At 40.2% G+C, this 20222-nt stretch carries 17 protein-coding genes and 2 pseudogenes; 10 read left to right on the top strand and 9 right to left on the bottom strand.

Translation table 11 applies throughout. From position 1 onward, the window contains the following. Positions 1–164 precede the first annotated feature (164 nt). Entirely contained in the window at positions 165–2426 is a 2262-nt protein-coding gene (locus tag CUU64_RS10660; RefSeq protein WP_101633608.1) for a hybrid sensor histidine kinase/response regulator, read from the top strand. 29 nt (positions 2427–2455) lie between these two features. Here the strand turns inward: CUU64_RS10660 and CUU64_RS10665 are convergent, their stop codons facing one another. Genes CUU64_RS10665 through CUU64_RS10675 form a run of 3 tightly spaced genes read right to left on the bottom strand, consistent with a single transcriptional unit; the run spans position 2456 to position 6828 of the window. Further along, entirely contained in the window at positions 2456–6136 is a 3681-nt protein-coding gene (locus CUU64_RS10665) for a multicopper oxidase domain-containing protein (protein WP_101633609.1), read from the bottom strand. Between the two features lie 19 nt (positions 6137–6155). Next, complete coding sequence (locus tag CUU64_RS10670) at positions 6156–6464, bottom strand: hypothetical protein (RefSeq protein WP_101633610.1); 309 nt, start codon at positions 6462–6464, stop codon at positions 6156–6158. A gap of 25 nt (positions 6465–6489) precedes the next feature. Further along, positions 6490–6828 (bottom strand): hypothetical protein, encoded by a 339-nt coding sequence (locus tag CUU64_RS10675; RefSeq protein ID WP_101633611.1) that lies wholly within the window; start codon positions 6826–6828, stop codon positions 6490–6492. 216 nt (positions 6829–7044) lie between these two features. Between CUU64_RS10675 and CUU64_RS10680 the strand changes: the two genes are divergently transcribed. The 4 genes from CUU64_RS10680 (at position 7045) to CUU64_RS10695 (ending at position 11884) form a co-directional block, all read left to right on the top strand. Then, positions 7045–7857: a hypothetical protein gene (locus CUU64_RS10680; protein WP_101633612.1), complete on the top strand. Its 813-nt coding sequence runs from the start codon at positions 7045–7047 to the stop codon at positions 7855–7857. Positions 7858–8339: 482 nt separating this feature from the next. After that, entirely contained in the window at positions 8340–9704 is a 1365-nt protein-coding gene (locus CUU64_RS10685; RefSeq protein ID WP_101633613.1) for a spore germination protein, read from the top strand. Positions 9705–9707: 3 nt separating this feature from the next. Then, positions 9708–10781: a spore germination protein gene (locus tag CUU64_RS10690; RefSeq protein ID WP_257985487.1), complete on the top strand. Its 1074-nt coding sequence runs from the start codon at positions 9708–9710 to the stop codon at positions 10779–10781. Next, positions 10778–11884, top strand: coding sequence for a Ger(x)C family spore germination protein (locus CUU64_RS10695; protein ID WP_101633615.1), 1107 nt, complete (start codon positions 10778–10780; stop codon positions 11882–11884). Before CUU64_RS10690 ends, CUU64_RS10695 begins: the two co-directional genes overlap by 4 nt. 142 nt (positions 11885–12026) lie before the next feature. Here the strand turns inward: CUU64_RS10695 and CUU64_RS22575 are convergent, their stop codons facing one another. Both CUU64_RS22575 and CUU64_RS10700 read right to left on the bottom strand, forming a co-directional pair. Further along, positions 12027–12152 (bottom strand): hypothetical protein, encoded by a 126-nt coding sequence (locus CUU64_RS22575; RefSeq protein ID WP_257985485.1) that lies wholly within the window; start codon positions 12150–12152, stop codon positions 12027–12029. 57 nt (positions 12153–12209) lie between these two features. Continuing rightward, positions 12210–12677, bottom strand: coding sequence for a hypothetical protein (locus CUU64_RS10700; protein WP_101633616.1), 468 nt, complete (start codon positions 12675–12677; stop codon positions 12210–12212). Positions 12678–12948: 271 nt separating this feature from the next. On the opposite strand from CUU64_RS10700, the gene CUU64_RS10705 reads away from it, so the two are divergent. Continuing rightward, a complete protein-coding gene (locus CUU64_RS10705) occupies positions 12949–13497 on the top strand; it encodes a DUF3231 family protein (RefSeq protein ID WP_101633617.1) in 549 nt (182 codons plus the stop codon). Positions 13498–13652: 155 nt separating this feature from the next. On the opposite strand, the pseudogene CUU64_RS10710 reads toward CUU64_RS10705, so the two are convergent. Beyond that, a pseudogene (locus tag CUU64_RS10710) lies at positions 13653–14642 on the bottom strand (spore germination protein); the annotation flags it as partial. Positions 14643–14928: 286 nt separating this feature from the next. Between CUU64_RS10710 and CUU64_RS10715 the strand changes: the two are divergent. Together CUU64_RS10715 and CUU64_RS22580 are read left to right on the top strand one after the other, a co-directional pair. After that, positions 14929–15489 carry a CBO0543 family protein gene (locus tag CUU64_RS10715; RefSeq protein ID WP_101633619.1) on the top strand — a complete coding sequence of 187 codons (561 nt, stop codon included), beginning with the start codon at positions 14929–14931 and terminating at the stop codon, positions 15487–15489. Between the two features lie 265 nt (positions 15490–15754). After that, entirely contained in the window at positions 15755–15925 is a 171-nt protein-coding gene (locus CUU64_RS22580; RefSeq protein ID WP_257985486.1) for a hypothetical protein, read from the top strand. Between the two features lie 173 nt (positions 15926–16098). On the opposite strand, the gene CUU64_RS10725 is transcribed toward CUU64_RS22580, so the two are convergent. Continuing rightward, complete coding sequence (locus CUU64_RS10725; RefSeq protein ID WP_101633620.1) at positions 16099–16611, bottom strand: hypothetical protein; 513 nt, start codon at positions 16609–16611, stop codon at positions 16099–16101. Positions 16612–16826: 215 nt separating this feature from the next. Here CUU64_RS10725 and CUU64_RS10730 point away from each other — a divergent pair, with 215 nt between their 5' ends. Both CUU64_RS10730 and CUU64_RS22340 read left to right on the top strand, forming a co-directional pair. Next, positions 16827–17864: a GGDEF domain-containing protein gene (locus CUU64_RS10730; protein WP_101633621.1), complete on the top strand. Its 1038-nt coding sequence runs from the start codon at positions 16827–16829 to the stop codon at positions 17862–17864. A 415-nt stretch (positions 17865–18279) separates the two neighbouring features. Then, positions 18280–18390, top strand: a pseudogene (locus tag CUU64_RS22340) (CheR family methyltransferase); the annotation flags it as partial. A 44-nt stretch (positions 18391–18434) separates the two neighbouring features. Here the strand turns inward: CUU64_RS22340 and CUU64_RS10740 are convergent. Further along, entirely contained in the window at positions 18435–19034 is a 600-nt protein-coding gene (locus tag CUU64_RS10740) for a response regulator transcription factor (protein ID WP_101633623.1), read from the bottom strand. Beyond that, positions 19031–20167: a sensor histidine kinase gene (locus tag CUU64_RS10745; RefSeq protein WP_101633624.1), complete on the bottom strand. Its 1137-nt coding sequence runs from the start codon at positions 20165–20167 to the stop codon at positions 19031–19033. The genes CUU64_RS10740 and CUU64_RS10745 overlap by 4 nt, the downstream gene beginning before the upstream one ends. Positions 20168–20222 lie beyond the last annotated feature (55 nt).

The raw sequence follows: 20222 nt of genomic DNA on the forward strand, positions 1-20222 counted from the left end.
GACCGTGCAAAAACGCGGCCTCTTTTTTATGGGAAAAACTCTGTAAAAGTGAAAAAAATTACTATAAAATATGGAATATCAATGGAAAAATCGGGAAACGTTTGGATAATGGTACTAACTAATTGCAATATAACGTTTGCTATACCCAATGTTAGGAGAAGAAGATGAGACAATATGGAGAAGTTATGCAGCTTGATCCTTTGGAAAACGGCTTAATTTTCAAATTTATTAAGGATGGTAACAATTTCATCCATACCTTTTGTGAAGGGGGGCTCCTTCATAAAATGGGGCTTACCCCTAGTGAGATTCTTGGACATTCATTATATGACTTCCAGGAAAAGCACGTAGCCGAAAACCAGCTGCAGTTCTATGAAAAAGCATGGTCCGGTAGGAATGTTCAATATGAGAGTACCATTAATGAGGTAAATTATGTGGCCTCTTTAATGCCCGTTGTACAAAATGACAGAGTCATAGAAGTAATGGCATCCTGTATTGATGTATCGGAGCGAAAAAACCTGCTCGCAGAAAACCGCCAGAGGGAAAACTTGTATGCAGCCGTTTTAAATACCATGTCAGAAGGCATCTTCATCATGGGAAAGGACAAAAGGATTGAGACATTAAATGACAATGTAGGAAGGATTCTGGGAGTAAGTTTATCCGGTGTGTATGACCATTCCACCCTTAAGGGGCAATATGGTGTAGAGTTTGTAACAGAGGAAGGCACAGTTCTTCACTATGAACAATTACCCGGATCGGTGGCCTATGAAAAAGGTCTTTCCTTTAATGATATTGTGATTGGGGTAAAAGAAACGGAGCGAATCATCAAGTGGCTATCTGTAAATGCAAAGCCCCTGCCGATGAACGTATATAGTGAAATCGCCGCACTTGTTTCCATTAAAGACATTACCTTGCAGAAGGAACAGGAAACACGTTTGTTGGAATCCCATTCTTTTCAAAAAACCTTATTAGATATTTTGGACAATGGGATCATTGCATCAGACAGGGACAGAAATATAACCTTGCTCAATAAAAGGGCCCATGAGATGTTCGGACTGAAGGAAAACATAGATGCCTATATCGGAAGGCATATTAGCTGTCTACATCCTTTCTTTTCTGAGGAATCTACTGTAAAAGTGGTTAGGAAACGGAATAAGACTTCGATCCAAATAGAAACATTTGAACGCCGGATTATTCAATGCAATTATTTTCCTTTCCGGACAAAAAGTAATGCCATCGCAAACTTGTGGGAGTTTCAGGATATTACAGAAAGAAAAGTGATGGAGAGATCCATTATTTCCTCAAAAGAAGAGGCGGAAAAAGCGAATTATGCCAAATCGGATTTTCTTTCTAAAATGAGCCACGAATTGAGGACACCGCTGAATGGAATACTTGGATTTGCCCAATTGCTTGAAATGGATCACACTTTAGAGGAAAAACATATTGATTTTGTCCAAGAAATATTAAACAGCGGCCGCCATCTGCTTAACCTGATTAACGAACTGCTTGATCTTTCCAGGATTGAAACGGGGAAATTGAAGGTTTCTTTAGGTAAAACCAATTTCCTGGAAATCGCTAATGAATGCATTAACATTCTGCAGCCAATGTCGATCAGCAAGAACATTACCATGCATAAACAAATAAAGAATTGTAAGAACATCAATCTTTTTGTTGATCCGCTCAGACTGAAGCAAATCTTGCTTAACCTTCTAGATAATGCGATAAAATATAATAGGAAAAATGGCGAGGTCACCATCTCATCCTCTTTGAAAGGGAAAAATTTGGTAATTGATATTATTGATACAGGTGTAGGATTTTCGAAAGACGAATATGAAAAAATATTCGACCCCTTTTACAGGATTCATCATACGAAAGAACAAGGTGCAGGAATCGGACTGGCTTTAGTCAAGCAACTTGTGAATCTTTTAGGAGGAATAATCCAGGTGAAGAGCACGGTTGGAATAGGAAGTGTTTTCTCCATTACCTTTCCTGTTTATGATCACGGAAACGAGGGCTCACCTACAGAAGATCTGAAGACTAGTGTGGAGAGAACAAATTTTTTGAACTTTACGGTAATCTATATAGAAGACAATCAGTCGAACCTTCACCTGGTAAACAAGGTATTGTCCTCTATAGATGTTAAACTGTTGGCTGCCAACACAGGTGAAGAAGGAATAAGATTAGCAACGAGCCAAAGAGCCGATTTAATCCTGCTCGATATTAACCTTCCTGATATCGATGGCTACCAGGTTTTCGATAGATTAAAAGAGAACGATTTGACTAAGGAAGTACCCATCATTGCCTTAAGTGCAAATGCGATGGAAAAAGATATTAAGTTCGCTTTGGATAAAGGCTTCGACGACTACTTGACAAAACCTATAAATATAAAAGAGTTTCTAGGGAAAATTTGTAACAAGCGCGGCAGCTAACGCTGTCCGCCGCTTGTTTAAATATTTTACTATTTTTTCGGTCGATGTTTGATTCGGCCATTTTTTAGGGGAAGGAGATGATTTTTCCGTTTTTTATGCACACGGATGATCCCCCACATCCCTTGTTCAATATCCCAGCGTATATTTCCAGAGCGGTACATATAGTCACCCGGCAAGTTATTAAGACTGCCTGCTCCATAGTGAATCGTATGATCGGAAGTATGCCCGGCCACGATTTTCCCCTCAACAGACTTAATCTCGGAAATAATGTCCCGATCATCAATGTTCCAATAGTGGCCGTGTAAATGGAAGGTGTGTGCACGGCGCCGTTCGGATGGGTTAACAAGCCTGATTATAATCGGGTCTCCAGGATATGCTTCAAAGACCGGGGTTGATGGGTCTCCAAAAACTCTTGAATTAAATAAATCTGCTAAAACAGGGGTTACTCTTAACCTATTAATTAACCGTTCTGTCCGATAGTTGAAGCCCCGTGAGCCATTATCGTACGTATCCACAAGATCATTCAACTCATCAAGGTCAACACTTCCCAAAATTCCTTCCACCGGATCAATGATTACACGACCCTCCCTGTCTGTTAATCGCGCTCCGTCGTACATTACTAAAACAAATTCTCTTGTTTCCGGAGTAAACGGGCTGCGCAAAATGACATTTGAACCGGTTTCAACTGGTTTTCTGCTCTTGGGATCCAGATATTCCGTTCCTCTTGCTTCAGCGATAAAGGCCCCAAACGTTCCTAATGATCTATGATTCCTGATGTCGGCCATATCCCACATTCCGCATGCCCCTACCTGCAAGTCAACATACCAGCGGTACGTGATTGTTTCACCGGGTCCTACTGTCTGATCCGAATTAAAGCCAACCGTTTCACCGGAAGAGGATTTTACATCATATTGGATCAGCTGTGGATGCAAGGAGATTCTTAAAGAAGGAGGGTAAAAGGCCTGTTCTTTAACAGGAGGATAAGGCCAAATTCCGTCAGGAAAAGGAAATCTGTTAGGTTCCAAACGGCTGGTCAAGCTTACCTTAACAATATCACCCTGATTGGCACGAATGATCAACGGATCCGGATTTTTCCTGCCGCGCAGGATATCATCTACATCTTTTTTAAGAGCGAAAATAATGCCAAAAGGGTCCTGTTCATCCCATTTACTGTAGTTGATGGGTGTATGGAAAGCGACGACATGAAAATGTTTTACGGGTGCATAAGCTGGTGCAGGTACCTTGACAGCTTTGACCCGTTTAGGCGGTTTTCCGGTGCATTTTGGCAATGCTTTTGTCCGGTCCGGAGGTGCTTTTCGGTCCGGAAGCGGCATAAGAAAATCAACTTTCTCATCAAATGCGCGGATCAGTCCCCATAGTCCGTTCCAGAGGTCTTCCTCCGTTTCAAAGGTCCATAAATAATCACCGGATCTTGGAACCTCCATTTCAAAAGTAAAGGATTCTGATATGCCAATATGCTGTTGAGATTTGAACTTTGAATCCATGTCAGATCGCTCTGATCTCCATCGCAGTCCATGGATGTTAAAGCTATGGGATTCTTCATGAGCACCTTGCAACAGCCGGATTCGTATCGGATCGCCCTCATAGCATAGTAAGATAGGGGTAAATGGATCGCCATTTACAAATGAGCTAAAAGAATACGCCGGATCACTATCCTTTCCCAATCTGAATTGAAGGGGTTCATTTTTATAATTCACGCCATATAGTCCAGGATCATCCTGGGAACCAGGGAATGGAGGCGGGTTCAGGGGACAGCCGTCTTTGTCGAATAGCAAGGAAAAATCCTGAACCATTAAAACAAAATCCCGATAGTCGGGAATTAATGGGTGCACCGCTGTAATCTGTGTACCATGATCTACGGGGATTCCGGTTTTGGAGTCGAAGAATTGACTGAACCTTGGGTGTATCACTCCTGTTCCAAAGACCCCATGCTGCTGATGGAAGTTTGCAAAAAGATGGTCATGGAAGTACCATGCCTTCAATTCAACATCAGCAAAATATTCGTAACGTATCGTTTCACCGGGCAAAACGCTTGAGTCATAGTTCCATCCAACATTGGCACCATCGCAAACCAAAACATCAAATTTAACATAGTGGATATGCATGCCGCTTTCATATGACCTGGTCACAAGCTGGAAGGCATTTCCCCCGGCTACTTCCGGCAGCCTGTTTGTGAAATTGATTCTGATACAAGTGCCGGCCTCGACATGGATGACCAACGGCTCAGGCTCTTTTCTACCTGACAGGACATCCTCGATGTCTTCATCCAGGATAAAAATCCTTCCCTCAGGATCGTTCCATCCTTGCCGGTTGTAAACGATCGGGAGCTGGATATGCGACACATTGAATTCCTTAACCACTGGATTGTCAGCAACGGCACAGGGATCAGTAAAAACAGCACCAGGACGTGGATTTGGAACAGCTGCGTTTCTTTCGAGATCCGTCAGTTCCCGTCCCCCCACGATACCAAGGGGCGGTCTGGGCGCTTTGCAGCCTACAATACCGGGAATGAAGTTCGGAAAACCAGGCTGCTCTTTAGTAGGCTTTGGTGGGCAAGGACGGTCGGGCAAGGGCTGTAAAGGTGCAATTGGAATTCCATTCGGGTAACACTGGCTGCCATCCTGCAATGTATCAAAAATACGGTTTAACCCCCACATTCCTACGCCAAAATGAGGGTATAAGTGGCAGTGGATAATGGCATCTCCAATGGCTCCTTGCAAGGATCCCAGGCCATAAAGCGGTTCAATCGTATACCAGGTCTGCGGGCTTACCGCCTGGGAATCAAAAATATCCGATTCTGTATTCGTAGGATCCCTTGGCCATTGATGGACATGATAATGGAATACGTGTGTTTCCTTCACACCGGCATGTACAAGCCTGATTTTTGCTGGATCTCCGCGATAACCACGTAATATTGGAGTGGCTGGATCTCCAAATACCCAAGAATCATGATGTATTTCTTCTCCTTCACAATCAGGGGCGACGACGCCTTCCCGAATCAGCTTTACCCGGTTTTCCATCGGTTCATTTCGATAATTAATGGCGTGGGTACTTAATCGTTCCTTATTAGTCATAGGGTCCAGTGGCCGGTTCCCTGTTACATCCAAGGTTGGCATTTCGTCGTGGAAAATCCACGCATATTCTCGAAATGACGGCAAGAAAGGATGGTGGATATCTGCGAACTCACCGCTATTAATGGGACCGCCTGTAACTGGATCCGTCCACCAGGAACCCCGTCTTTGGACGAACAGACAGCCGAATAATCCGTTAATATTTGTCCCATCATCGCTGCTATCGGGATTGCCCAAGTCCGAAAATATATAAACTCCTTCATGATTTACTTGGAACCGGTAGAGGAGCTCGCCGCCTGGATCGGCAAGCGTGTTTGTGTTGAAGCCGACATTGGCTCCATCTGAATCTAAAACGTTATAATCAGCTTCTTGAAAATGCATACCTGCGGCACAGGCAAGTTTATTTTCAAACAAAACTTCAATAACATCTCCTACATTTCCCCGAATACATAGGGGCTTAACCAAATCAACCGGCGTGAAAGGCTTCTTGCGTACTTGTTCTTTCACTTGTTCCTCATTTTCCTTAAGGACGTACATTGCTCCGTGAGGGTCATGGTCCCCGAAGTTGTTCAAAACAATTCGTATCGGGATGGCCACTACATGAAAATATCGTTTCATTCATTCCTCCCTCCTTCGATCAGAAATTATCCTTTAAATTTGGAATCGCGGGAAGGCCCTTGCGCTCAATATAAAAAGCTTCGATTTGGTGAATATGGATGTGCCACTTCCGTTTTTCCAACTCCACTATTGTTGTGGTCTCCACATCCACAACAGCATGGTCATCAACAATCTCGACAATTTTTCCAATAAACACAAAAGGATAGGAAGGAGTTAAAATCAGAACATTTTCTCCAATATTCTCCATGAATTCATGAATGAGTGCTTCGTCATGAATATCATTGGAGGAAGGCTCGCTAAAATCAAAGTTTTCTCTCTTTAGCTTCATGGCAATCCCCTTTCATTATCTTTCCTTATGTAATCGGGATCCGTTCGTTGCAATCAAATCCTGCCGTGAAATGAGCGATTTTCTCCAAAGGGATGCTTAACGGCGTTGGAAATTGAAAAAATGGGGCGTTTACAAGTTTTATATTTATAGGAAATAAGGTGAGATGTCCATGCTTTACTTCGAAAATAGTACCGCAAAAAACTGGCCGGAACGTTTGGCCGAATATGTTTAACTGGTCAGATTCTGTTACAAGCAAAATGCTTTCGCCTCTCATTTCTTGCAACTCCCTGAACAAATCATCTTCAATTTCTGCCAATTGATCATATGTGTGTCTTCTGTCATTGTTTTTATTCAGGCGATCCATGTCATCTCCCCTTTTCAAGTGAATCACCAGCCGAGTGTCCTTCCATGTCTTCTTTTTAAACACTTATGTTCAAGGAGGCCTGTTCTATTCATCAAAAAAGTGTTTCACGCCCACATAGGAAAAGAAAATTCCTACCAAGCGTTATATACACCCAGCCAAAAAACTGACTGCACCCATACAGTAGGTATATGTCATAACAAGGAGGGGGGATGGTGTATGCGAAATCTAGATCACTTAAGTCGTTCTTTCCAAGCTTGTATATGTGAAGCGAAAGGCAATATTGGGTTTTCGAAGTTTCATTTTCGTCGCCCGGAATGTGTTTCAGCAGTTGAGGCAGAGGAACGGTTTGGTTGCGGCTGCAATTGCCCTGAACAACTCCCACAGCCAAGGTTCTCGTCCCCGACAAGCAGTCTACCCCCAGAAAGGTTTGCAAGAATAAGGGAATGTATAGATGAAGCTAATGAATTGCTGCTCGCTTTAGGAGCTGAGAGGGATCAAAATAACCAGAGGGCACTCCAGCTGAGCTTACGCAGATTAAGAAAGCAACGGGTAAGCGTAAAAATAGATAGCAATGAACAAGATGAGAAGTTTTTTGGACGCCTATTGGATGCAGGCGATGACTTTATAATCATGCAGGTGAAAGATTCCATTCTACTCATCCCTTTTAACAGAATTATTTTTTTAAAACATGTCTATGATACAGAAGGTCTTGAATCAGAACAGGATTTAATTCAGATTGATCACTGCTTAAGGCAGAAACTTGTACTTGATTTCGGGAAAAATGTAACACAAAGCCCTTATCTTTTGAATGTTTTCTATGGCATCAGCTTGCGTCTTTTTTTAGAAAGCTTTGTAGGAAGCCATATTTTCATAAAGTCTGAAGGAGATGAAGAGGGGATTAAGGGTATTCTTACTAAGGCAGGAGAAAGATCGCTTGAAGTACAGGTTGGAAATGAAAAGAAAGGGGCGTTTTATGATCTAATTTATTTTGTTTTATTGAAGAAGTCTGATTTGAGGAACATTATTTAACTTCTGTTTTTTTCCCAGAGAAGAAAATAGATAAATCCAGGGCTATTGATACATTATCGGTAGCCTTTATCTTTTGTTTCATTCTAAATCTCCCACACATACATAAAGTCCATTAAAATCCACATTATAGTATTAAATCATTGCTCCCATAGAAAGGTATATCGATTTCCCATGAAAATAATAGTGATACTATTAGTCATTGCAGTTCTTTGTTTAGGATGGGCCCTGTATAAACTTTTTACATATGACATTTTCAGTGGTGTAACAAATGAATTGTTAGTGTTTGTAGGGGTTCCGTTTCTAACATGGATTATCTTTGGTATTAGAAGCTTTAATGACTCTCAAAACTGAATTTGTAAGCTCTTCTTTTCCGTGTACTTATTTTGTAGGTGGTTGAACGCTTAGCTTATAGCTGCTTAGAAATACGAATCAACATAATACTTTGCAAAAGAAAACGAGTTAATAGAGGGTGTGGAGGCTTCTTGAAAGACCTAAAACAGGAAATTAACTGCATAAAAAACAAATACGATAACAATCCCGACTTCATGATTCACCGCTTTGAATATTTTAACCAGAAAATAGCCGTCGTTTTTATGAAAAGTCTTTGCGACGAGGCGCTAATAAAAAAAGGTGTCATAGAGCCTCTATTACTTTGTGAGAGGGAGAGTAAATATATATTACATTTATTATCTCTTCCTTCATGTGAACAATTAAACGCTCCAAAAGATGTGGAAAAATTGCTTCTCGAAGGAAATGCTCTTGTCTGCCTTTCCGGAAATATCTACTCGGTCGATGTCAGGAAGCCGGCCAACGATGAACCGCTAGATTCTAGTGTTGAACAATCGGTCCAAGGCCCGCAAAAGGGTTTAAGTGAAGATTTAACCATGAATATGACTTTAATAAGAAACCGATACCCATCCAAGCAGCTTAAAATTGAACAGCAAACGGTAGGCACTCTTTCTAAGACCCGAATCGCCATCCTGTATGATGTGGATTATGTCCAGGAGGACGTGTTAGATGAAATAAAGAACAAATTATCTGGTATAAAAACGGATATCATTCAGGCTGCCGGTCAACTGCATAATTATATGACTAAAGAAAAGTTTAGGGTTTTTCCAACCATGATGATCACAGAACGGCCGGATCGGCTGGCCTTAAACCTTTCAGAGGGAAAAGTCATCATTTTAATGAACGGCACACCTTTTGGGCTGGTAGCCCCTTCCGTTTTTTACGATTTTATTTCCGCAATGGACGACAAATACCATACCTATTGGGTTGCCAGATTAATGATGATATTGCGGTATATGGGATTATTCATTACGACTACTTTGCCGGCACTATATATCGCCATTACTTCATACAATCCTGAAATAGTGAGGTCCCAGCTGGCTTTAACCATTGCCGGAAGCCGGGCGGGGGTCCCTTACCCTTCTTTTTTTGAAGTGTTTTTTATGATGCTGGCTGTTGAGATGCTGGTGGAATCCAGCCTCAGGCTGCCAAAGACCATAGGTCCGACAGCTACCACAGTTGGCGGTTTAATACTTGGCCAAGCTGCCCAGCAGGCCCAGCTCGTCAGCTCGATGATGATCATCATCACGGCCTTTGTGGCAATATCAAATTTTACTATTCCGATTAATGCCATGAGTTTTGCTGTTCGATGTACCAGGTATCCATTAATTATATTTGCGAGTTTTTATGGCATCGTCGGAGTGGTGGCAGGCCTCATACTCTTGCTTTGTTACCTGAGTGATTTAAGAAGCTTCGGAAAGCCTTATTTAAAAGTTTATTGGGGGAACACAGAAAAATTTAAAAAGGTAAGGGAGAGCAGGAAGGAGGGACAATCGTAATTGGTGCGTTACTATTTTTATATCGTTCTTATGAACATGACTTTAAATATTATACTTAATGTTCCAATGGTGTTGGTTGAACACCGTTTTAACGGCTCCCTTATGTCCATTTTGCTAAGCATCCCCATTGGCAGCCTTCTGGCCTACTTATTCACAAAGGGAATGAGCAGATTCCCGAATAAAGATCTTCCGGCTATTTTAAATAAACATTTGCCGGGTTGGGTATGCAAGCCCTTTTTGGTTTTTCTCGCATTGATGTGGATAGCCAGCGGCAGCTTTGCATTAATTTCTTTCAGCTATTTGATAAAGCTATATCTCATGCCTGAAATGAGTCTGCCATTGATTTCCGGACTTTTTGTAGCCGTGTTCATCTATGGGGCAGTCCGGCAAACAACATCTCTGTTATATAAAACTGAAATAACAATGCTATTTGCTTTCCCTGTCGTTTTATTCATAATTTTTAAAGCGATGAGAAGTGATTTATTCAATCCTGTCCATATTGCCAGAATGCTTCATTATACGTGGGAAATGCCAACTTATAGTTCACTAGCTTCAGCTACATACTTATTTATCGGGTATATCAACTTGGCTATTTTTAATAAATATATCGATTCTAAAAAAGTGCTTAACTATTTTTGGATTATCCCTGTTATTGGAACAGGAATACTATTCAGCAGTTTTTTTATCCCTATTGGTTTCTTTGGAATTAATGCGGTAAGTGACATTGTTTTGCCGTGGATCATGGCTGCCGATTCGTTAAGAATGGAACTGGGCTTTATAGAACGAACAGTCTTTTTATTATTGTTTTTCTACTTATTAATGACTTTTCTATTTGGGATGGTTACCTGGCATATTGGAATGGAGCTTCTAAAAGGTGCTGTACAAAAACTTCAGAAAAAACCATGGGGGCTTTTATTTTTACTTATAGCAGGGGGATTAACGATCTTATTGCAGGCGCAACTCAATCACCGGGAGTTTTTTGGCATCGTAAAATATTGGTTTAATTTCCGGTTTGTTGTCGAAGTGATTTTGGTTGTCATGGTCTACTTATTATCCTTAAGGAGGAAGAGTGCATGAAAAAGCCGTGCCTTGCTTTCCTTTTATGTGAACTAATTCTATTGGGTGCCATACTTTCAGGGTGCCAGTTCAGGGATATTGATAAACGCTTTTTTGTCGTTGCGATGGGGGTGGATAGTTCAGACGATAAAGACAAACCTTATGATGTTACGTTAAAATTAGCGATTCCGTCCCCGGAGGTAAAACCCGGCCAAGCAGATTTCCAGCTTATTTCGGAAAAAGCGGATTCCATTCCGGAGGCAGTAAGGGTGATGAAATCAAGGGTAGATAAAGAATTCGATTTTGGACACTGCAGAATGGTACTGTTTGATGAAAAAATGATTAGTGAAAATCCGCTCTCTACAATAAACTGGTTTTTAAGAAGAAGGGACATACAAGGGATCACTTATTTAGGAATCGGGAAACCATCCTCAAAAGAGGTATTGAAAATTCGAGCCAAGTCGGAAAGATTGCCTGCCAATGCCCTGATTCTTACTTTTGATCCATCCACTAATACGTCTACATATGTTAGCACTTCGATGGTTAACGATTTTTTTATGAGGGTACGGGAAGATGGAATAGATCCGTATCTTCCGATTATCGAACCTCAAAAAGATACTTACGCCATCAATACGGTTGCTTTATTTGCAGGGGATAAACTTGCAGGTAGCCTGAACAGGGATGAAACAAGGATGTTGAATGAGTTGATGAATACACAGAGACGGGGCCAAATCAATGTAGCCTCCGGAAAGAATCATTTATTTGTAAATGTTGATCAGCTCAAAGCCGTGATACAGGTAATGCTTCCGAATGGAAAAAGACCCTATGTCGATATGCATTTAGACATAATGGGTTTTATTGAAGGATCAGGAGAGAAATTAGCTACTAACCAAGAAATAAAGCACTATGAAAAAATTGCCAGTAAAACGATAAGTAAGCGGGTTAAACGCGCCATGAAAAAAATTCAAAGTATGGGGTCTGATCCACTTGGCCTTGAATTAAGATATCAAGCTAAGGTGGGACCAAGACAAAAAGAGAGGGAGGAGTGGAGGAGCCTCTATCCAAATATGGATATCCGGGTCCATACTAACCTTGATATTAAAGGTACGGGCACGATGTATTAGCGAATATTATGTATACAATATGGAAAACATTTCCCTATTCAACCTTTTGAATGGGGATAGTTTTGTCCCAAAAGTTCAGTAAAACGCACAATGAACCATCATTTACAATTTATAAAGCCACACCTCTAAAGAAGTTATGGCTTTAAATCAGTTTATCTATTAGCTTCCTTACCAATGAAAAGAAAAAAACGCCTCCAAAACAGATAAATATTCCAACACTCATCCCAATTAAAAAGTTAATGATATACCATGATACATCATGCTCCATCAGGATCCCCCCTAAACTGAAAACATTAAAACAAGAAAACGAGTTTTTAATAGGGCTTTATTTTAGACCCTCGATTAATTTTTTGATTATGAGCCCCATTGCTAATCCTATTGGTAATGATAAAATAGGTAGCCATATCGGGCCTAATAACACACCAAACATTTTAAATGATGGAGAAAAGACCAGGCCTAGGGTGACAAAATATGCTGCAAAAACAAAGGGCAGGAATGAATATCTGCCTTTGCCGCCGCCCGCATCTTTATAGGCATCCCATATCGCAAACATATACAGGCATGGGTAAAACATAAGCCACTGGTAATTGGTTTGTTCAATCGACTCACGTATTTTTTTGTTAAAGCTTAAAATAATGACTTCATTAAAATTGGATTGAAGATTGATGATAATCTCTAAGGTAATAAAAAGGATTCCTTTGATAAGTTTTCCATTTAACAGCTGGCCAAAGCCAGGTAATGCCACACTCCAAAAAACTTTTTCCGCGGCCTGCTCACGATTTGAATGTTTCATGCTACTGCTCTATTCCCTAACTCACAACTGCGGCTAAGTAATTAATTGTTAAGGTATATGGCATATAACAATTCCACCGAACATTCTCTATGTAAGATTGCATAAAATACCTCCAAAATTAAGTTAGTTACCCGAGGTAATATAGTTTAACCATAATGGAAGCATTATATTTTTGATAACATAAAATTGTTCACAAATCGTTGAGAGAAATGGAATAAAAAAATATTCTGATGGCAAAACTTCATCTATAAAAAAATAGGAGATGGACACCTTGTCAAATATTTTTGAAGCCCTTTTCCATACCATCAGATCGGTTATGGACGAAGAACCCCAATCAAGACTGCACACAGGTGAGGTGACAATTTGCTGGCTATACTACACTAGTATGTGCGAGGCCCTTCAGTATGAACAAGATGCACTAAACATGACGACAGATGATGAAGTCATTGAAATGTTAAGAGATGCAATCAAAACTTGTGGTTCTCAAGTCAAAAGACTTGAACAATTTTTAACGGCTGAAGGAGTCCCCCTCCCAACAATGCCAGCCAGCAAGCCGAAAAGTGATCCAGAAGAGGTGCCTTTGGGTGTAAAGCTAACCAATAATGAAATAGCAAATGGCGTTTCAGCCAAGATAGCGTATATGAATGTACAATGTGCCAATGCGCAATCACAATCTGTCAGAACTGATGTCGGGTTCATGTTCTTGGAATTCCAGGCTGAGCTGTTAACCTTTGGAGCCACTTTAAAACCGTTAATGAAGAAAAGAGAATGGCTAAGAGTCCCTCCATACTACTATGCACCTGGTGCACCGGAAAATTAATTTATCCGGTTCTTTGCTGTAGAAAAATATACCATGTCTTTTGAAAGTACACGTTCGAACATTAGCCCAAAAATTCAAAGGTATCTTATCTGACATATTTATCGATAACCTGTATTAATGACGTAAACTTATCACCAAAAAAAGTTTTCATAAAACATATGGTTAAATATGATAATGGAACCGATAACCACACCATATAAACCATAAATATCCGACAATATTAGGATTGGAAATCTCAGCATTCTTAGTGCAAATGCAGCTGTATAAACGGGAGTGGCAAACGAACCGATTGTAGCAATAGCGATGACGACCACTGTAACCGGGCTTGCAAACCCTGCCTGAACTGTAGCCTGTCCAATAATGAGAACACCGACTATCGATAATGCCCCACCCACTTGCTGAGGCAAACGAACAGTTGCTTCCCGCAATATCACCATAGCCACTTCTATTACCAAGTCTTCTATTACAGCCGGAAAAGGCACCCCAGCCCGGCCGCCTGAAACAGCTACAGCAAATTCTGTCGGCAAAAGTTCAGGGTTGCAGGCAATAAAAGAAACGTACAAAGAAGGAAAAATTAAAGAAAATACAAGGGCTATGATGCGAATGATTCTGATAAAATTGCCCATCAAAAATCGATTGGTATAATCTTCAGTTGTATGATAAAACTGATTAAACGCCACGGGTACTAACAGAGCAAATGGAGAACCTTGGGTTAATATAGCGACCCTTCCTTCAATTAAATTCCCTACAACTCTGTCAGGTCTCTCTGTCGGTTGAATTTGCGGAAAAGGTGAATAAGGATTGTCCTCGATAAATTGTTCTATAATGCCTGAATCTAAAACAGAATCAAATTCTATCTTGGAAAGCCGATTCTCGACTTCCTTGACAAGTTCAGGCTCGGCTACACTCTTTATGTAACATACTGCTACTTTCGTTTTTGTAAATTTCCCTATCTTCATTGTTTTTATCACAAAATCGGAAGTAGGAAGCCGGTATCGCAAAAGACCTATGTTGGTACCTAGTTGTTCAATGAAACCTTCCCTGGGAACAACCAGCTCAGTACGCGGTTCGTCAACACTTCTTTCTTTCATTTTACGGGTACCGATATGTAAGCCGGCGTCAATTCCATCAATTAATATTATGGTGTTTAGATAAAAAGTTATCTAATGGGATAGCATATCTTCTTTCGAATAATTTATCTTTCTCCTCATCCTTGGTTAAGGAATGGTTCAGTTGAATCCCGATTCTTATACCCGGGCATATTAAATAAAAAGGAAAAAAGTATGTTGGGATTAAATTGCCTAATTTATTATATGTGGATTTGTATGCTGGAAAGAAAGCTTGCATGAAAGAGGAATGATTCAGCTTTTGATTACTGATGGGAGTAACAGTTATACAATTTTACCTCTCTACAAAGGATGAGTTTAAGAAATGAATACTATAAACGAAAATCATATGGTGGAAATGAGAAAAATTGAGGATAAGTTATTACACATCGACATAAACCATTGGCTGGAATATGAAGTTTTTACATGGCAGTGGTGGATGCTCGTTGTTTTTTTGATCATGCCTTGGATTATTTGGTTTTTTCTTGTTAAAAGGGATCATATTATTCAAACTTTTTTATTTGGAATGTTCATTTTAATTATCACGAAATTATTCGATGTCATTGGATTACAATATGGCCTATGGGAATATCCTATTCAGCTGCTACCGATCATTCCACGTGGATTGCCATTCGACATGTCCATGGTTCCTGTAGCTTTTATGCTGTTGTATCAGTATTTCAATACATGGAAAACCTATTTGATTGCTCAGATACTTATGGCAGTACTATATGCTTTTATAGGTGAAACCTTTAGTGAGTGGGTACAGGTTGTTTCTTATATTCGATGGAATTATATTTTTTCTTTCTTCTATTACATACTTGTAGGCGTGGGGACAAGGTTTATCCTTCTCAAACTTATTGCATTACAAGAAACCAGAATGTAAATTTTATTTCTAAAAAAATAACCATGTCAATATTGAGGTGAGTTTATGACAAATAACTTTGGATCAATGTCGGCCATAATCAAAAATTTTACCGATGAACAGCCAAAACCGGCGTGACATGTGAATGAGGTCATGCACTTGTGGACTGCATATACTGCTTTCGGTGAAGCTCAAAAATGTACCAAGTAGCCTTAAATACTACTGAAGACACGATTTGCGACATATGTTAGAAAATGCCCTCCAGAGTAGTCGGAATTGTACGGAAATGATTAAAAACTTCCTGGTTAAAGAAGGCGTTCCACTACCTCAGATTAGTTCCCAAAAAGCGGTTTTTGTACCTGCGGGTGTCCCTGAAGGTGTTAAATTAACCGAAGATGAAAAGGCAAACCTAATTTCAGTGAAGGTGGCAACTACAATTACTTTGTACAAGCAATGACAAAGTCGATTAGGACTGATGTTTGAATGATGTTTCTGGGAATCCAAATTCAATTAATGAAATTTGCTGCCCCCTTAAAAACTCTCATGAAAGATAGGGGATGGCTTAGGGTGCCGCCCAAATGTTGTACTCCTGGAAAAGCCGGTTCTTAATGTTATTTTGATACATGCTGTTCAAGAAACGTCAAGGAAAACCCTGCATCCTTTATGGCTCAGCAGTTCAAAATTTACGCTATCGGTCAGCCCCGCGAGCCGTAGCTGAATACGGTCATCGCAGAATGGGATTACTTGGTCCCGGATATAAATAAAATCTGGGTGGCGGCAGTCATTATGTTGACGTCCGCAACATGGGCAGAGATCATGGCAGGCATGTGCGTGTGAGAATTTCTGGCCATCAATGTTCTGGAAATGATTTATATGTCTTGAATCCATTTTGTGACAATCACCCCCAGGCTGGCAACCAGGATCTTCCCACGTGATGCTATTTATCCGCTCTGTCATAATGGTCACAACAGTTTGATCATCTTTCAGTATATTAACAAATCCGATTCCGGCATGGCATATCACTCCATTTATTTCAACGGGAAAAGATTTTTCGATGCCAATTCCCTTTGTCCGGACTTCATCAGGTCCGATTCTGATGGGATCTTTATTAAACCATGGTGTGCTCGCTTTAACGTCCCCCACCCACTTCCGCCTCCTTTTTTACCTACAATAACGTATGATGATGTCACATCAGGTGTTCGTATTATAAATAAGGAGATAAAAACTGAAACTGTTAAGAAAAAAAGAAAATGATATAATGTAAAGGATTTCTTAAAAGAAAACTAGAATGGTAATAAAGTCCTGGTGTTTTAACCGCTTTATATTAGTGTATCGCTCGGGGGAAGGAGAGGCTTTTTTTGTTACAACAGTTTGAAGAGTTAAAAAGGAAGATATTTTTAGTCGCGTTCCCTTTTTTTGGCTTCTCGCTTTTAATTAATCAATATTTTTATAAGATTACTAGTACAACCTTGCATTTCGAAGATTTTCTCAAGGACTACCTGCTTTTGGCCTGGTTTTTAACTGGTTTTGTTTTATTAATCCTTAAGAGAAATTGGTTTAGAGCCGTTGAAGTTATTACTTTGATTGTTGTAACAAGTGTCCTGCTGCTATACTTTCAACATATTATATTTATGGAAATTCCACGGGGATACATGCATGATTCAGGAGGATTCCTGTTCTGGGTACCGTTGCTATATATTTCAATTTTCTTTACACTGCATAAGAAAAAGGCTTTATTTCTTACTATTACCATTCACACGGTCAATGCGGCGATGGCAGCACTTGCATTTAGTCAATATGAATATTCGGAAGATACCTCAAGGATTCTTCTGAATTTCTTTATCTCGCAATACGTTTTTATTCTTTCATTGTTTTATCTTCAGGAGTTGTTTAAGGTCTATCTGGTTAACCAGCAGCTCAGGGATATTGCTCATACAGATCATTTAACGGGCCTTCCGAATAGAAGAAAAATAGATGAAATATTGACGAAACAGTTCGAAGGGCTGAATCCTGCCGTTTTTTCCATTATATTGTTTGATATTGACCACTTTAAATCAATAAATGATACGTATGGCCATGATGTCGGAGACCAGGTATTAAAAGAAATGTCTTCATTACTGAAAATAAATCGGCAAGAAAACCAGTTCTTTGGCAGATGGGGTGGAGAGGAATTTATCCTAATCCAAACAGGGGACTCCTCACCGGAAATCGAGGCCGAACGAATTAGGTCGATGATTAACTCTCATCAATTTATCGAGGTTTACGCGGTTACGGCAAGTTTTGGAGTGGCTACCTACAGGCAGGGTGATGACAAATACTCTTTGCTAAGCCGTGCTGATGCTGCCCTTTATAAATCAAAAGAAAACGGAAGAAACCAGGTTCAATTTTTAACTTGAAGGTTAAAAGTTAGGAACGCACGTCCATTGTTCCATATAATTGAATTACAATGGTTAGTTGCGGACAGATTCAATCTAATTGGTCGTGATTTTCCTTTTGTGCGGCTGATTGTCAGCGCATTGATTTTGTAAACATAGCGGATGAAAAAATTATAAAGTTGTAGACTCATAAGATCAGTTCGTTTGTAGCAGTCAATGTGCTTGCCTAGTAGATTTTTGCTAGGTTTTTTATTTTGTCACAATTTTATTGAATTTTTGTTCATACGAATGAGTTTACTGTTTGAAAGGGTTGGAAATGAGAGTGTTTGAAGCCAATTGGACAAAACCAGTACTTTTTTTCTGTTATATTTCTGTAAATACACTCAATTGGTAAAAAAATATAGAAATAGCCTTAATTAATAAATGTTCAGAAAACGTTTTTCGGGACTATGTTCTCCCTGAATTCCTAAAAGAAAACCAGGATAAGCAGATTAAAGTTTGGAGTGCGGCTTGTTCATCCGGGGAAGAACCCTATTCACTTGCCATGAGCTCACTTGATGCAAAAAGATTTTTAATTAGTCCGGTACATGCCTATTTAAACCAGCCTTTTTCTTTGGATTGTTTGATTGCTTCAATTCGGTTCTTGACTTCCAGCTTATCCAGGATCATTGAAATATAGTTTCGGACCGTTCCGGCTTTGATGCTTAGCTCTTCGGCGATTTCTTTTGTGTTTTTTCCGTCGGCAACCAGTTCCAGCACTTCTTTTTCCCGTTCAGTAAGCGGGTTTTCTTCACTGTATACATCATCCATAAGCTCCGGTGCATAAATCCGCCGGCCTGCCATGACGCTGCGGATTGAGTTTGCCAGCTCATCACTTGGCCCATCCTTCAATAAATATCCGCTTACACCTGCTTTTAGTGCACGTTGAAAATAACCTGATCGGGCAAATGTCGTCAATATAATGACTTTACAACCAAGGCCTTTTATTTCTTCAGCTGCTTCAAGCCCGGTTTTTCCGGGCATTTCAATATCCATAATGCAGACATCCGGCTGATATCGCTGTACAAGATTAATCGCTTCTTCTCCGTTGCCTGCCTGCCCAACCACTTCCATATCTTCTTCAAGGTTGAGTAGGGAACCTAAGGCTCCCAGTAGCATCCGCTGGTCTTCAGCAATAACAATTCGGATCATCTCAATTCCTCCCTTTCGGACTTCTTTACGTCGTTTGGCACCCTTATGATCAGCGACGTTCCTTCTTCACACTTAATCTCCAGGCTTCCATTTACAAACTCCAGGCGTTCCTTCATTCCTATCAGTCCGTTACCTTTCACAAAATCATCTTGGGACAAGTAACCATTTCCGTTGTCACGGACAGTAATGGCAGTTTTATCCCAAGTTTGTTCGATCAATATTTCGCAGCGAGTGGCACCACTATGTTTTACAACGTTGGTTACAGCCTCTTTAAGACACATGCTTAATATATTTTCTGTGAACAAAGATACATTTGTTAGGGATACATCTGGTTCATTCGCCAATTCCATTTCTGCTGCTTTTAGTAGTTGTTTAACGTGAATGATTTCCTCTTTTAGCCTGATGCCGCGCATTTGCGATACCATTTTCCTGACTTCATTCAAGGCGGTTCGGGCAGTCTGTTGCACGTCTCTTAACTCAATTCTTGCCTGTTCAGGGTCCTTGTAGATCAATTTCCGAGCTAAATCACTCTTCAACCCCATAAGCGAGAGCTTCTGGCCGAGTGTATCATGAAGGTCCCGGGCGATACGCTGTCTCTCCTCTAGCTTGACAAGCTCAGAAATACGTTTGTTGGCGTCCTCCAGCTTTTCCTCCAGCTGGCCCAGCTCTTTTTTATTACGGATGCTAAAAGGAAGAAGAATGACACTAATCCAAATGATAATAACAAATGGCAATTGCTTTAAAAATAGTTGTTCTTGCAGAAAGAAGGTAAGATTGATGGACACAGTCGTTCCAACTAAATGAACTACGTATAAGGTGAGAAAAGCAATGCGATCTCTAATATTCCCAATTAAATAAGCGATAAAAAATGCGAAATAAACGTAGCTGTAAAGGAAGGTTGTCGTAATGGAAAAGCCTATGAGAATGCAAGTCCAAAGATAAACAGTCCAACCTCTTGAAATATATGCGGTACGATAGAAGATAAAGAATAAGATCGTTAGAAATATTCCAATGACTATTTTGAGAGTGGACGGAGATTGGAAGATAAAGTAAAAGGGAAGGATGCATAGAATAGTCCAAATATAAGGGGAAATCCCAGTGCTTTTTAGGGATAGCATATACCTTTTCAACATTTTGGTAACCTCTTTTTTTGGCATTTATGAAAGATGACCTAAAACTTTGCAATAT

This window comes from Bacillus sp. V5-8f (assembly GCF_002863565.1).
Classification (GTDB): Bacteria; Bacillota; Bacilli; order Bacillales; family DSM-1321; genus Peribacillus.

Coding starts and splice junctions, on each gene's coding strand:
- CUU64_RS10660 (WP_101633608.1), top strand. CDS start 165: ATGAGACAATATGGAGAAGTTATGCAGCTTGATCCTTTGGAAAACGGC.
- CUU64_RS10665 (WP_101633609.1), bottom strand. CDS start 6,136: ATGAAACGATATTTTCATGTAGTGGCCATCCCGATACGAATTGTTTTG.
- CUU64_RS10670 (WP_101633610.1), bottom strand. CDS start 6,464: ATGAAGCTAAAGAGAGAAAACTTTGATTTTAGCGAGCCTTCCTCCAAT.
- CUU64_RS10675 (WP_101633611.1), bottom strand. CDS start 6,828: ATGGATCGCCTGAATAAAAACAATGACAGAAGACACACATATGATCAA.
- CUU64_RS10680 (WP_101633612.1), top strand. CDS start 7,045: ATGCGAAATCTAGATCACTTAAGTCGTTCTTTCCAAGCTTGTATATGT.
- CUU64_RS10695 (WP_101633615.1), top strand. CDS start 10,778: ATGAAAAAGCCGTGCCTTGCTTTCCTTTTATGTGAACTAATTCTATTG.
- CUU64_RS22575 (WP_257985485.1), bottom strand. CDS start 12,152: ATGGAGCATGATGTATCATGGTATATCATTAACTTTTTAATTGGGATG.
- CUU64_RS10700 (WP_101633616.1), bottom strand. CDS start 12,677: ATGAAACATTCAAATCGTGAGCAGGCCGCGGAAAAAGTTTTTTGGAGT.
- CUU64_RS10715 (WP_101633619.1), top strand. CDS start 14,929: ATGAATACTATAAACGAAAATCATATGGTGGAAATGAGAAAAATTGAG.
- CUU64_RS22580 (WP_257985486.1), top strand. CDS start 15,755: ATGATTAAAAACTTCCTGGTTAAAGAAGGCGTTCCACTACCTCAGATT.
- CUU64_RS10740 (WP_101633623.1), bottom strand. CDS start 19,034: ATGATCCGAATTGTTATTGCTGAAGACCAGCGGATGCTACTGGGAGCC.
- CUU64_RS10745 (WP_101633624.1), bottom strand. CDS start 20,167: ATGTTGAAAAGGTATATGCTATCCCTAAAAAGCACTGGGATTTCCCCT.